This is a genomic window from Enterococcus sp. ZQ21 (genome assembly GCF_030053755.1).
Lineage (GTDB): Bacteria > Bacillota > Bacilli > Lactobacillales > Enterococcaceae > Enterococcus_B > Enterococcus_B lactis.
This window is the reverse complement of record NZ_CP125658.1, coordinates 1,199,087-1,212,917: the sequence shown is the minus strand read 5'-3', so window position 1 is coordinate 1,212,917 and position 13,831 is coordinate 1,199,087. Positions and strand designations below refer to the sequence as shown.

The window sequence follows — 13,831 nt, the reverse complement described above, 5'->3', positions numbered from 1 at the left end:
TAAAATAGCATATTTTGAAAAGAATGTCTGATGCTTAGAGAAGAATTTCATAAAAATTTACTATTTCATAAGTATTCACGAAAAAAACCTAAACAAAAAAGCGGAAATAACGTTCATCCGCCTTCTTATTTAGGTTTATTTTTTCTTCAAATGCTTGTCTATGATTCAGGATTTTCTCTATCGTTAGTTTCATCCAAAAGTTCCTGCATCCCGATAATTTCCCGATACTGATGAATCTTAGTGATACCAATTACTTTATCTACATCAATACTAAAACAAATCCCGTTACCTGGAACATCGATGTTGATGCCTTGACCAATCGCATCCATCACTTGATTCGTCAAACTATCTGGTACTAATGTCAAAACAACATCTTTTTCTGGCGAGATGTCCAAACCTAAAAATTTCCCTGAATCATGTACACCAGAACCACGACCATGCAAGATTGTACCGCCAGCTGCACCTGCTTCTTTTGAAAAGTCGATGACATCTTCACCTGTTCCTCCGTCCACGATCGTCACAATCATGTGAAGATTCAATGCTACAAGATCTTTCATTTGCTTCCCCCCAATTTTTGCAATCTTTCTTTTTCGATTCTGTCTTTTTCATCTTTTCGTTTATAAATATATCCTAGTACTAAAGTGGATAATATTGGTGTCAATGCAATCATTGCAACCACACCAAACCCATCAATGATCGGATCTCTTCCCTCAATTTGTGCAGCGATCGCCACGCTCATTGATAAAATAAATGTCGAACACATCGGACCCGTTGCTACTCCACCGTTGTCAAAAGCCATTGCTAAAAAGATCTTGTCCACTTTTCGTCCTAAAATAAATGCTAGCCCATATCCTGGAATCAAGAAATAATAAAGAGAGAATCCGACGAGCAAACGCCACATAGACAATCCTACTGCTGCGCCAATCCCAATCGAAATTACCATCAGCATGACTTTCGACCGGATCCTCCCTTCACTCAATTCTTCAACCTGTTTGACCATTACATGAATCGCCGGCTCAGCAAACCCTACTAGGAACCCCATCAAAAAGCCAAGTGGAACCAATATATAATTATAGGGCAATCCAGCGATCGTACTACCTAAATGCTGTCCTACCGGAACGTAAGCCATATTGACTCCGTGCAGGAAAAGGATCAACCCAATAGTCGTTATCATGAAGCCTTTCATAATGTCAAAGAAACGCTTCTTGCGCATACGAAAACTAATGATATTCATCAAAACAAATAGAATCACGATAGGTGCCACTGCTAAAATAACTTCCATAGTAACGATCTCGATACCATCTATCACTTGCTGCCAGAAATTCATTGGAAGATCACCCCCAAAATCATTACGGCAAGAATTGGTCCTAATGAAGCAATACCAACCATTCCAAAGCTGTCATTTTCATTTTTCTTTTGTTTGATCATACTAGTCATCCCTCCGGCAAGGGCCAAGATAAATGGGACAGTTACTGGACCAGTAGTCACTCCCCCCGAATCAAAAGCAATCGGCATGAATTCGGAACTGGTGAACAACGAGGCGATCAAAACGCCTATGTAGCCTATAGCCATCAATTGATAATAGGATAGCTTGAATACGACCCGAAGCAGCGCAAAGGCTAGAAATACTCCAGTGCCGACGCTGACGATCCCAATCAGCAACACTCTGCCAATCTCTCCGTCAGATATATCATATACTTGTTGTCCCAAAACTTGCACGGAAGGTTCGGCAATCGTGATCACGATCCCGATAGCAAACCCCAAACTGACCAAAACAGCCAAACTTTTCTTTTTGATCATATATTTCCCTACTAGATCTCCGACTTCCATCATGGAATAGTCTGCCCCAAACAAAAAGAGCGTCATTCCGATCATCATGATAGCCGCACCTACCAAGAATGAAGCGAGGTCTTCTCCTTCTAACGGCGCAAAAACAAACGTTAAAATGACAATCAGGACGGTCATCGGCAATATGGCAGCAATCACTTCTTTAAAATTTTTTAGCATGTATCCTCCTCCTTTACTCTTTAAGTTTACCTTAAAATGAAAGAGTTTTCGAGTATAAACTTAAAACGTTATCTTTTAATTTTTCTCAACATAAAATAACACACGTCCCAAAAGTATCTTTTTACTTGGAAAAGATGACTTTGTAGGGACGCACTTGCTGTTGTTTTTTATTTTACAGAGCCGATCATTCCTTGAACGAATTGCTTTTGCAAAACAAAAAATACGATGGCAGTTGGTAAAGTAGCAATGACTAATCCAGCCATGATCATTCCATAATCTGGCGTATAGGAAGCACCCATAGCAGATAAAACAAGCGGAACCGTCCGTTTATCAGGAGATTGCAAAGCCACTAAGGGCCATAAATAATTGTTCCAACTGCTCATGAATGTGATGATTGCTGCCGCTGCATAGGTATTTTTAGCCGTCGGCATATATACTCTAAAAAAAATACTTAGTTCTTTTAGACCGTCTAATCGAGCGGCTTCTACTAGATCTTTTGGAAAGGATTTAACATTTTGTCGGAAGAAGAAGATCAAAAAAGCAGTGCTGACAGATGGTAAGATTACAACTAAGAAACTATTGATTCCCAAAATCGTTCCGTTCAATTGTGAAAACATTCGATACAAAGGAATCATCAACGCCGCAAAAGGAACCATCATCGATAGCAGTAGAATATTGAAAATCAAGTCTTTTCGCTTGCTTTGATAAATCTCAAACCCATATCCTTCCATTGAGGAAATCAGCAATGCAAACACAGTGGTCACTAAAGCGATCATTGCTGAATTCCAAAGGGAACGAGTAAAATTCAGTTCATTGGAAAACAAATTTTGAAAATTGATGATCAAGTTACTGCCAATCTTTATTTTTCCCGATGTGATATCCACGGGTGTATTCGTCATTCCCAGAATCATCCAGACAAAAGGGAAAATGGAAATAAATGATAGGATGCTTAATGCTGTATACTTTAATGCTGACCCAATTGCCGAACGAAGTCCTAAGGCTTGTTTTTTGACGTTGGGATGTTCGATCGTTTCTTTTTCTACCATGCTTTTCATCGACTCTCTCCTCCTACTTTCGTTTGGATTATCGACAATATCACAATAAAGGCAACAATAACAAAGGAAACTGCTGCCGCATATCCAAAATTAGGCGTGAATTTATAACTCAAATTATAGATGTATTGAGACAAGGTGGTCGTTGCATTTGCTGGACCCCCGCCAGTAATATTTTGTACTTCATCAAAAAGCTGCAATGTCCCGATCGTCGAAGTAATGGAAGTAAACAAAATGATCGGTTTTAAATTCGGGATCGTCACTTTGATAAACTGCTGCCATTTAGAAGCACCGTCAATAGATGCTGCTTCATAAATCTCCGAATCAATATTTTGCATGCCTGAAAGGAAAAAAATCATATTGTATCCAGTCCAACGCCAAGTGATCGAAAGAATGATCAGAACTTTCGCCCAAATTGGATGAGTCAGCCAGCCAATCGGTGTATCAATCATACCAATGCCCAACAACAAGTTGTTTACAAGGCCAGATTGAGAAAATAGACTTTTCATGATCAGAGAATAACTGACCATCGAAGTGATACACGGAAGAAAAATAGCTGTTCGAAACAACCCTTTATATTTCAGCTTTTTATCATTTAAGAGGTTGGAAATAAAAAGCGCTAGAAACAGCATGATTGGTACTTAAACTAGTAAATATAGGAACGTATTGAAAAAAGCTTTTTTAAAAGTAGCATCTGTCAGCATCCGCTGATAATTACCTAATCCGTTAAATCTCATATTGACAGGGGGACCACTTTGAAAAGACGTGATCAAAGCCAAAACCATCGGAATAAAAACCATGATCGATATCAAAATGACTGGCAAGATTAAAAAAGCATGCCCGTTTTTGAATAAATCTTTCTGCTTCATTCTTTTCCCTCCAATTCTATCATTGATTATTTAATTGAAAAGACAAGAAAGACAACGTCTGTAAGGCAGCCGCCATCTTTTTTGTCTTTTCGGTTGTCTGATGAAAAAGCAAAGAAATTTGCTTTTTTATCACCAATCAATTAGCCAACTGTGCTTCTACTTGTTTTTGTGTATCTGCTAGTACCTTGTCTGTCTCTTCTCCATTGATGATTCGATGAAGAGCTTCGGCTACGACTGCTTCAATTGCATAGGTCTCATGTCCGTAATTCACTTCTGGAATTTCTGATGTCCATTTGGAAAAATCATCAAAGACCTTTTGGCCACTGTAAAATTCTGAAGCTTCTTGATAAGCTTCTTGTTCATTTGCACTAAGCATCGTAGACACCAGTCCGATTTCTTTCGCAAGAGTGCCCATCAGTTCTTCATTCGATGCAAACGTTGCTTCGAGGAAATCTTTCGCTGATTCTTCTCCAGCTACTCCTTTGAGCACATACCAGCCAGCGCCGCCAAGGTTAGAAGCTTGCGCTTTTTGTAAACTTTCTGGCAGTGCAGGTATTGGCGCAATCTTCCATTTTCCAGATTGGTCTTCTGCTCCTTGGATCGTTGAAGAATACCAAGCGCCAGTTGGGCTAGAAGCTACTGCTCCTGATTGTATCGCAGTTACTCCAGCATTCCAGTCAGAGGTTTGTTCGACTAGGTCTTCTTTCAAAAGAGTGGCAAATAATTCAAGACCATACTTTAAAGATGCATTGTCTTGGATCGTGACCGTCTCCCCGTCTTTGGACGTATACCATTCTCCCGCTTGTTGCATCATCATTCTTACTCGACCAAGATCAGAAGGATTGACTTCAGCGATTTTCTTTCCCGTCTTTTCTTTGACATCTCGCGCCACTTGAATATACTCGTCCCACCTCAGATTCTCCATGTCCTCTTCTGTATATCCTGCTTCAGCCATCAGATCCGTACGATAGAAGTTTGCTGTTACGCCCGAATCGAAAGGAACACCGTATATTTTTTCTCCTACTTTGTTTACCGCAAATTTATACGGTGCAAAATGATCTTCCTTTACAATAGCAGACAAATCAGCGAATGCATCTGGATAAGAAGTCAAATAGCCTTGTATCCTATAATCTTCAATCAAGACGATATTGGGCAATCCTTCTGTATTCCCGCTTGCTAAAGCGGTGTTCAGTTTCTGAACGATATCATCCTGAGACATCGTAACAACTTCTATCTCTGTTTCTTCGTTCTCATAAATTTTTTTTGCTTCATTCACTGCTTTGATATTGAATGTCTCATCCCACGCCCAAACAGTGACTTTTTCTTCGTTGTCTGCTGTGCTACTAGCACTTCCGCATCCTGTTAAGAAACCTGATGCTGCCGCTAAACAAACGACTCCAGCAATTAACTTTCTGATGTTCATTTTTATCCGCTCCTTTTCCATCCTTAGTTGTTTACGTTTGCTACATTCATCATACCAAAATTTGAAAACGGTTTCTTTATTATTCAGATACTTCAAAAATTTCTCCTAAAATAATAAAAAAATACAAATCAACTATGACAAAAGGAATAATCTTAGCATCTAGACCAAAGATCGAAAGGGTGGAGTTTCTTTAAAATAAAAATATCCTTGCATTTTCTCCTAGAAATAAGTATTTTTAAATTACAAGACTATTCTTAAGGCGGGTAAAAAAATGCCAATACGCGTAATTCTTATCGATGATGAACAGACGATTTTAGACGGAATGAAACAGTTGATCAATTGGTCTGAGCACGGGTTTCAATTAATAGGAACTTTTTCCAGCCCGTTGAAAGCGCTTGACTTTTCTTTGGCACATGCAATCGATATCGTGGTCACAGATGTAATGATGCCTGAACTAAATGGGATCGAATTATCGCGGCTATTAAAACAGCAACAACCTGAAACACAGATTCTTATCCTCTCTAGCTATGATGAATTTGATATGGTTAAAGATTCTTTCAAATATGGCGTCGCTGATTATCTTTTAAAGCCTCGATTGAGTCCTGATTTTTTTCTAAATTCCTTAATTGCCGTTTCACAAAAAATCAAAAAAAAGCCCAACCAAAGCCCAATCACCGATCGTTATGAGCAGATCTGCGAGAATCTTTCACAGCAGATTGCTGGACAAACTCGTCCATTGCTTGACCCTCTTCTTTTTGAACACACCTTGTTTTTTCTGGTATATACCGAAAATCGGCCATTCAGTTCAAAACAAGGCTCTAAACAAAAACAGTCGATCATCCATTCGTTGATGGATAGCGACGATTCATTTACTATTTATCCCTTTTCTACCTTTTCGGAAGAATCCGGCTATGTGATCAATACTGATTCCAAAGATACGCTTAGGAAGTTTGTTCAAAAGTTTCGTCAAGAAATTTTTCCAGGTGATTTTTTTGTTGTTTCTGACTCTTTTGCAATCCAAGATATCAATGAAATATTCCAAGAAATCAGAAATTGTACCAAAGGACAACGTTTCTATCATAAGGGAAAGAACCTTGCTTATCAGCATGAACTTCTTCCGTTATCAACCAACCACGAGCAGCAAGCAAGTAGCTATTTAACAAAAATCGTTCATAAAGACTACGCTTTAGCTGTCAAAGAACTTGAGGGTTTCTTCACGAAAATATTGGAACAGCCTATTGATCCAGCTTATTTGAAACATGAGGCAATCAATCGTTTCTATGCATTACTCAATGCTTTGGATGACGAATATGTTGGGAATGAAGAACTTTCTTTGCTCAAGATCGCCCTTCCTTCTTTATTAGCCGATGCTGAGTACTTGGAAGATTTTTCTATTCTTGTCAAAGAAACACTTGAGAAACTCACCCACTTTTCTGCAAATGCAATAAAAGACAATTTCGATATCTTGACTTTGATCTACGAGTTCGTCCAGGAAAATTATGAGAAAGAAATCAATTTACAACTTCTATCCGAAAAATATCATTTTTCATATAGCTATCTTTCAGCTATCTTTACTGAAAAATTTGGCATCAACTTTTCAAAATATCTAAAAAAAGTCCGTATTAGTAAAGCCAAGCTCTTTTTAACGGAAACACGGCTTACTTTGACGGAAATCTGTGAGAAAGTCGGCTATACCGAACTGGGTTATTTCTCCAGAGTTTTTAAAGAAGAGACAGGAATGACACCTTCTCAATACCGTAAAGGAACTTTTGTAAAATGAGAAAAAAAATCAAAGAGCATGAACTCTTTACCAAACTTCTGTTCATTTTGTTCATCGGTCTTTTTCTGCAGGCCATCGTCATCTCTTTGTTTATTTATCATCGATCAAGGGATGCCTATATCCAGCTGTTCAATCAATCGAATGATGTGGTACTAAAAAAGATCCAATCTGAATTTGAAGGCTTGAATGATGCAATCGAGAATACATTAGCCGCTTTTGATTCCAACCCAGCTGTCGAAAGCTATTTTTCCAATGGTCCAGTCCAACATATGGAACAGCTTCAGCAGCTAAGAACGATCCAAAAAATGAATGACTCTCTTTCAAAAATCCATCCAATGATCGATTACGATGTGTTGATCTTTGGAGAAAACGGAAGAACTTTTGTCGGAAACGACATGCTCACTGCCGTATCTGCCGATTCTTTTTTTCAATCTGCGATTGCCCAGAGAGTGAATGAACGTGCTGCTGATACACAAATGCTTTTTGTACAATACGGATTGACTCTTCGCGATAAGAAAGCACCCAGCGTCTTCTTTGTCAAAAAACTGAAAAACACATTGAATCACATTTACGGATATGCTGTTTTATCGATCTCATCTCAGCAACTAGCGAATCTTTTTCAATCTGTAGTGAATCCTGAGATATCGAAGATCTCCTTCATGAACGAAGAACAGACAATCATCGCATCAAATGAAGAAAATAGAATTGGGAGCCGATCAATGATTTTCAAAAAACTAACAGTAGGCGAAACAACGATTTCAAATGGACAGCAGTTGACCCGTCTTCCCCTGTACCGCCAGGATTGTACATTACTCAGTCAAGTCGATCTTCATTCTTTGTCTAACCAAATGGGCGTGATTTTCCCCATTATTTTGTATAATATCGTGACACTTGCTTTTGCTGGCTCATTGGCATTTATGTATTTGGATCGACACACAAAATCGATCTACCGCTTGATTGATTCGCTAAACTGGCTAGAGGAAGATGGCTTAAAAGCTACTGTTCCTGTACAAGGAAGCCATGAAGTCCAATTGCTAGGGAATACGATCAATCAATTGCTAAGTAATGCGCAGCATCATTATGAACAGACCATCCAAGACGAAAAGAAGAAACGTTCGCTTGAAATCCAAACTATGCAAGCACAGATACAGCCCCATTTCATTTATAATACGCTGACTAGCTTGAAATTTTTGATTTGGCAGAAAAAAACAGATGAAGCAGTTCAGGGAATCGACAGTTTCATTACTTTACTAAGAAGTACGATTGGAAAAAAAGAAGAAGTGATTCCAGTCAAGGAAGAAATCAAAAGCGTACAAAGTTACATTGATCTTTTGAGTATGCGATATGGCGAAAGAATCTCGGCTAAAATAATGATTCCTGATGAACTGCAGACATTATCTATGCCGAATATGATCCTTCAACCAATTATCGAAAACGCCTATCTTCATGCTTTTCACAATAAAACGCAAGGATTCATCACGGTGTACGGCAAAACAAAAAATCAGCTTCTTTTATTCGAAGTGATTGATAACGGCGATGGCTTCGATACTGAAAATACCAAACAAAAAAATGATCATTTCTCAGGAATCGGCATCAGTCATGTAGATGAGCGGATACGCCTAATGTATGGAGATGCATATGGCATAACGATCCAATCAGTGATTGGGACAGGAACGACTGTAACGATTTGTCTCCCGCTTCTTCCTAAAAATCAATCAGAATAAGAATAGCCAAGCGCTGATTGATTTATTTTAAGTTAAATAAATCAGTATTCTTGACTTTCATCTACGCGTCTATTCTACTGTCAATACTGGATAACAGCCCAATATTTGACTTTTTCCTCCGAGCATCTTGATTTCTTGGAGCGCATTCTCTACTAATGCCATTGGGCGGTCCAATAACAAATCGATTACGAAAAAATATTCTCCCAAGCTAGTTTTCAATGGTCGGGATTCAATCTTACTTAAGTTGATCTCCCGCCAGCCAAAAGCTGCCAGCATTTTATGAAGCATCCCTGGCCGATTAGCAGGCAGTGTCAAGATGACACTCATCTTTACTGGAACTGGCTGCTGGCTGGTCATCTTTCGGTCACCGACGATCCAAAAACGTGTCTGGTTCAACTCATTATCTTGGATATTCACAGCTAAGATCTCCAATCCAACATGCTGTGCTGTTTCTAATGAAGCAATCGCTGCTGCGTCTTCTTTCGGATGTTCTGCTACATACATTGCTGCAGCAGTTGTTGATTCTGTTGCTACTAAAGGAACATTAGGATAATGCGTTTCTAAAAACTGTTGTGATTGTGCTAGTGCTTGGGGATGAGAAAGGATTTTTGTAATCTTTGTTGCTGCATTGCCTAAAAGCTGCTGCTTGATAGGAAGAACGATTTCACTTTTAACTTCGACTTCTGGATGTTTGGAAAGAAGATCGATTGTGTGATGAACAGATCCTTCCAATGAATTCTCTACAGGAACGACAGCCAGATCCACCTGTTTGCGAAACAAAGCGCGCAAACAAGCAGGAATCGAAGCATACGCAGTCAATTGTTCTGTAGGAAATAGCTGGCAAGCCGCCTGATAAGTGAACGAACTTTCTGGCCCTAGATAGCTGACATTCATATGCTTTTGATCCTCTCTATAATGGTATCGATGATCTTTTCTGGTGTTTCATTGGTCGTGTTGATTCGAAGTGTCGCGCTCTCTTCATACCAGGAAAGTCGTTGTGCCAATAAGGCTTTTATTTCTTCTCTTGTTTTTCCAAGAGCTAACGGTCGAATAGACGTTTTATCTTGTTGGATACGATCGATTAGACAATCTGCTTCTGCCTCTAAGTAAAGAACAATTGGCTGTGTTTGTAAAAATTGCCGATTGGCAGCACATTGGACGATTCCTCCACCAGTCGCGATAATTTTATCTTCATTTGACAGCTTTCTTAAAACCTTTGACTCCACTTTTCGAAAGCTGTTTTCACCGTAATAGTGAAAATATTCGGCAATCGACAATTGGATATGTTCCTCAATCTTTGTATCTAAATCTACATACTCTTTTTGTAAACGTTGAGCTAACCCTTTACCGATCGTTGTTTTTCCAGCGCCCATGAAACCAATCAGCAAAATGCTAGCCATGAGCTTCTCCTCCTGACACAAGTTCTGCTAAATCATCGAAAAATGCCGGATAAGAGATTGAAACGGCTTCGGCTCCTTCTAGTTCGCAAGGTCCATCAGCTATCAAAGCAGCAACTTGCAGCATCATCCCGATTCGATGATCGCCTCTGCTAGAAACTTTTGCGCCATGCAGAGGTGTTGGTCCATGGATGATCAAACCATCTGCTGTTGCTTTTATCTTTGCTCCCATTTTTTGCAATTCTTCTGCCACCGCATCAATTCTGTTGGTTTCTTTTACTTTTAATTCTTCTGCGTCTTTAATGATCGTGATTCCTTCTGCTTGAGTAGCCACTAAAGCTAGAATTGGCAGTTCATCAATCAGACGCGGAATGATTTCTCCACCAATCGTCGCTTTCTTCAAATGACTCGTCTTGACACTTAAATCAGCCGATTGGTTCTGTTTATTGTGATTCGTCTGGGTAATCGCTGCGCCCATCTCCTCCAACACATCTAAGATACCTGTCCTTGTTGGATTGACCCCGACATTTTTTAACAACAGCTGGCTTTCCGGAACAAGAAGTCCTGCTGCTAGAAAGAAAGCAGCTGATGAAATATCACCTGGAACAGTGATCTGCTGACCGGTTAATTTTTGCGGTCCTGTCACCATGATTGTTTTATCTTCCACTGTGATCCTTCCACCAAATTGACGAATCATTTCTTCCGTATGGTTACGGGAACGTTCTTTCTCAACGATTACGGATGTACCTTCTGCTTGTAGTGCCGCAAACAGCAAAGCAGATTTGACCTGTGCACTAGCTACAGGCATATTGTATCGGATAGGTGATAAAGAGCGGGTTCCTGTCACAGTGATTGGTAAACACTGGTCATTTTCATTTCCTTGCAAGTCAGCACCCATCTCGCGTAAAGGCTCCATTACTCGCCCCATTGGACGTTTAGACAACGAAGCGTCACCGAACAGAGTCGTTGTAAAAGGCTGACCAGCCAAAATACCCATCAATAAACGACTCGTCGTACCGGAGTTTCCCATGTCGATGGGTTCAGTTGGTGGGACAAAGGAGTGGCTACCGCGACCATGAATCTTGATCACCTCTTCCTCTTCTTCGATTTCGACGCCTAATTGTTGGAAGGCATGTAAAGTACTCAGACAATCTTCTGCGCGCAAAAAATTTTGTATAGTCGTCGTTCCCTCAGCAATTGCTCCAAACATGATGCTGCGATGAGAAATCGATTTATCTGCTGGTATCCTAACAGTCCCTCTTAATCCATGTATTTGTTGTAATAATCGCATTTATCCAGCCTCCTATTTGATCCAGCAATGATAACTGGTATTAGACATAATGGTTCTTTTTGCTTGTAACAAATCCTGTTGATTTTTGAAACTGATTTGCAGTATCCCTAAAATATCTTCTCGCGTCTCTTGGATCTTCAAATTAATCAAAGAAACTCCCGCTTTTCCGATCAGTCCAGTTACTTCTGCAATAACGCCAGGCTCATCTGGCACATCGATAAATAAATCAAAAAAGGCAGGGATTGCGCCTTGCTTATGGATAGGCAACTGGTCTCGACTTTCTTTTGCCCGATTGAAAAAAGAAAAGATTTCCGATTGGTTCTCAGTCATGATCCATTCTGCTATTTGTGTCATTTCTTGCTGCCAATCTGCCAATCGTTCCAATAATATCTGCTTATTGCTCAACAAAATATCTGTCCACATGACAGGATCCGAGGAAGCGATCCTAGTGATATCTCGAAAGCCTCCTGCTGCTAGTTGTTTGGCTCGCGGATATTCTTGATTGAATTGTTCTGCCTGATTGACTAAACCAGCTGCCAGAATATGTGGAAAATGACTTAGCATTCCTGTTATACGGTCATGTTCTCCTGCTGTAAGAGTCACATATTTTGCTTTGGTTCCGCAAAATAGTTCTTGCAGTTTTTCAACATCTTTTTTCGTCTTTTCCAAAGGTGTAAAGATGTAATAGGCATTTTCAAATAGTTTAGCATCTGCTGCCTGTATACCTGATTTGTGAGAACCAGCCATTGGATGTCCACCGACAAACCGAAGATTTTTCTGCTCAGCGGATGTCACGACTTGCTGCTTCGTACTGCTGACATCCGTAATGATGACGTGATCAGACAAGTTGATTCTTTCAAGGACATCAAGATAAGCTAAGGTTGTACGGACGGGAACGGCTAATAAGATAACGTCTGCTTGTTCTGCACCTGTTTCAAAATCATTTGCAACGTAATCAACGATCTGCTGTTCTACTGCTTGCTCACGGGTTTTTGACTGACTATCCCAACCAACTACTATCAGTTCTGGATTGGTCTGACGAATACAAAGTGCCATAGAAGCACCAATCAGTCCAAGCCCCACGATAAAAACATGTTGTGCCATCTTATTTGCCCCCTTTTTAGTAATGTTTCAAGTAGTCACGGTACTCCTTCACTGCAGCTTTCAACTCAACAAGCGAATCACTTGGGAATTTTGACAATAGCTCTGTCGCTACAACAGTGGCTACAACATTTTCCGCAACGACACTAGCTGCAGGAACTGCTGTACTATCCGAACGTTCTACACTTGCTTTGTAAGGTTCTTTTGTATCGATATCAACACTTTGAAGTGGCTTGTACAATGTAGGGATGGGTTTCATGACCCCGCGGATAATAAGTGGTTCGCCATTGGTCATTCCGCCTTCGAAGCCGCCTAGATTATTGCTACGTCGGAAGTAGCCTCGTTCTTCTTCCCATAAGATCTCATCCATCACTTCTGATCCTGGTAATGATCCAGCAGTGAATCCGACCCCAAATTCAACTCCTTTAAAGGCATTGATACTAACCACAGCTTGCGCGATTTTGGCATCTAGCTTCGTGTCCCATTGTACATAGCTTCCTAATCCAGCTGGAACGCCTCCAACGAGCACTTCTACAATTCCTCCGATCGTGTCTCCATTTTTCTTTGTCTGATCGATCAGTTCTTTTATTCTTTGCTCGACTGCTGAATCAACAACCCGTACTTCTGATGCTTCAGAAATTTCTTTGATTTCTTGAATGGAGATATTTCCAGGTATTTCTGCTTGGATTCCACCAAGACAAATCACGTGTCCGGCTACGATGATGTCAAGTTCTTCCAGAATTTTCTTGGCAATTGCGCCGATTGCTACACGCATGGTCGTCTCTCTTGCAGAGGACCGTTCAAGCACATTCCGAAGATCTCGATGATGGTATTTCATACCGCCTACCAAATCCGCGTGTCCTGGACGCGGACGTGCAACTCGCCGCAGTGATCGGTCTTTTTCAGGTACTTCTGCTACAGACATGACAGTTGTCCAATTTTTCCAATCTTTATTTTCTACCACTAAAGTGACAGGTGAACCAATTGTTTTGCCGTGACGGATGCCAGACGTGATCCGAACACGGTCTTTTTCGATCTTCATCCTTCCTCCTCTGCCGTAACCAGTTTGTCTGCGAGCGAGTTCGTAATTGATTTCTTCTTCTGATAGAGGTAACCCTGCTGGTAGTCCTTCAATAATCGCTGTTAATTCTGGTCCATGGGATTCTCCCGCAGTCATATAACGCATC

12 protein-coding genes and 2 pseudogenes are annotated in these 13,831 nt (G+C 40.3%); 3 read left to right on the top strand and 11 right to left on the bottom strand.

Annotated elements, in window-relative coordinates; genetic code table 11:
* Positions 1-158: 158 nt before the first annotated feature.
* The 6 genes and pseudogenes from QK255_RS05835 to QK255_RS05810 form a co-directional block, all read right to left on the bottom strand.
* Complete coding sequence (locus tag QK255_RS05835; protein WP_002292005.1) at positions 159-557, bottom strand: P-II family nitrogen regulator; 399 nt, start codon at positions 555-557, stop codon at positions 159-161.
* Positions 554-1,327 (bottom strand): DUF1538 domain-containing protein, encoded by a 774-nt coding sequence (locus tag QK255_RS05830; RefSeq protein WP_002292007.1) that lies wholly within the window; start codon positions 1,325-1,327, stop codon positions 554-556. The genes QK255_RS05835 and QK255_RS05830 overlap by 4 nt, the downstream gene beginning before the upstream one ends.
* Positions 1,324-2,007 (bottom strand): DUF1538 domain-containing protein, encoded by a 684-nt coding sequence (locus tag QK255_RS05825; RefSeq protein WP_283341614.1) that lies wholly within the window; start codon positions 2,005-2,007, stop codon positions 1,324-1,326. Before QK255_RS05825 ends, QK255_RS05830 begins: the two co-directional genes overlap by 4 nt.
* A gap of 167 nt (positions 2,008-2,174) precedes the next feature.
* Complete coding sequence (locus QK255_RS05820) at positions 2,175-3,062, bottom strand: carbohydrate ABC transporter permease (protein WP_002292010.1); 888 nt, start codon at positions 3,060-3,062, stop codon at positions 2,175-2,177.
* Positions 3,059-3,928: pseudogene (locus tag QK255_RS05815) on the bottom strand (carbohydrate ABC transporter permease). The gene QK255_RS05820 and the pseudogene QK255_RS05815 overlap by 4 nt, the downstream one beginning before the upstream one ends.
* A gap of 136 nt (positions 3,929-4,064) precedes the next feature.
* Positions 4,065-5,351, bottom strand: a complete 1,287-nt coding sequence (locus QK255_RS05810) for an ABC transporter substrate-binding protein (RefSeq protein ID WP_002306538.1) — start codon at positions 5,349-5,351, stop codon at positions 4,065-4,067.
* 271 nt (positions 5,352-5,622) lie between these two features.
* Here QK255_RS05810 and QK255_RS05805 point away from each other — a divergent pair.
* The 3 genes and pseudogenes from QK255_RS05805 to QK255_RS05795 form a co-directional block, all read left to right on the top strand.
* Positions 5,623-5,883 (top strand): annotated as a pseudogene (locus QK255_RS05805) (response regulator); the annotation flags it as partial.
* Positions 5,884-6,201: 318 nt separating this feature from the next.
* Complete coding sequence (locus tag QK255_RS05800; RefSeq protein WP_283341619.1) at positions 6,202-7,131, top strand: helix-turn-helix domain-containing protein; 930 nt, start codon at positions 6,202-6,204, stop codon at positions 7,129-7,131.
* Complete coding sequence (locus QK255_RS05795; RefSeq protein WP_002292019.1) at positions 7,128-8,855, top strand: cache domain-containing sensor histidine kinase; 1,728 nt, start codon at positions 7,128-7,130, stop codon at positions 8,853-8,855. The genes QK255_RS05800 and QK255_RS05795 overlap by 4 nt, the downstream gene beginning before the upstream one ends.
* Before the next feature lie 69 nt (positions 8,856-8,924).
* Here QK255_RS05795 and pheA read toward each other — a convergent pair whose 3' ends face one another.
* The 5 genes from pheA to aroC are packed head-to-tail and all read right to left on the bottom strand — an operon-like array spanning position 8,925 to position 13,830.
* Positions 8,925-9,749: a prephenate dehydratase gene (gene pheA, locus QK255_RS05790; protein WP_002292021.1), complete on the bottom strand. Its 825-nt coding sequence runs from the start codon at positions 9,747-9,749 to the stop codon at positions 8,925-8,927.
* Complete coding sequence (locus QK255_RS05785; RefSeq protein ID WP_002292022.1) at positions 9,746-10,255, bottom strand: shikimate kinase; 510 nt, start codon at positions 10,253-10,255, stop codon at positions 9,746-9,748. Before QK255_RS05785 ends, pheA begins: the two co-directional genes overlap by 4 nt.
* Positions 10,248-11,543, bottom strand: coding sequence for a 3-phosphoshikimate 1-carboxyvinyltransferase (gene aroA / locus QK255_RS05780; RefSeq protein WP_002292023.1), 1,296 nt, complete (start codon positions 11,541-11,543; stop codon positions 10,248-10,250). Before aroA ends, QK255_RS05785 begins: the two co-directional genes overlap by 8 nt.
* 12 nt (positions 11,544-11,555) lie before the next feature.
* Positions 11,556-12,647, bottom strand: a complete 1,092-nt coding sequence (locus QK255_RS05775) for a prephenate dehydrogenase (protein ID WP_002292024.1) — start codon at positions 12,645-12,647, stop codon at positions 11,556-11,558.
* 16 nt (positions 12,648-12,663) lie between these two features.
* Positions 12,664-13,830 carry a chorismate synthase gene (gene aroC, locus QK255_RS05770; protein WP_002292025.1) on the bottom strand — a complete coding sequence of 389 codons (1,167 nt, stop codon included), beginning with the start codon at positions 13,828-13,830 and terminating at the stop codon, positions 12,664-12,666.
* Position 13,831: the final 1 nt, after the last annotated feature.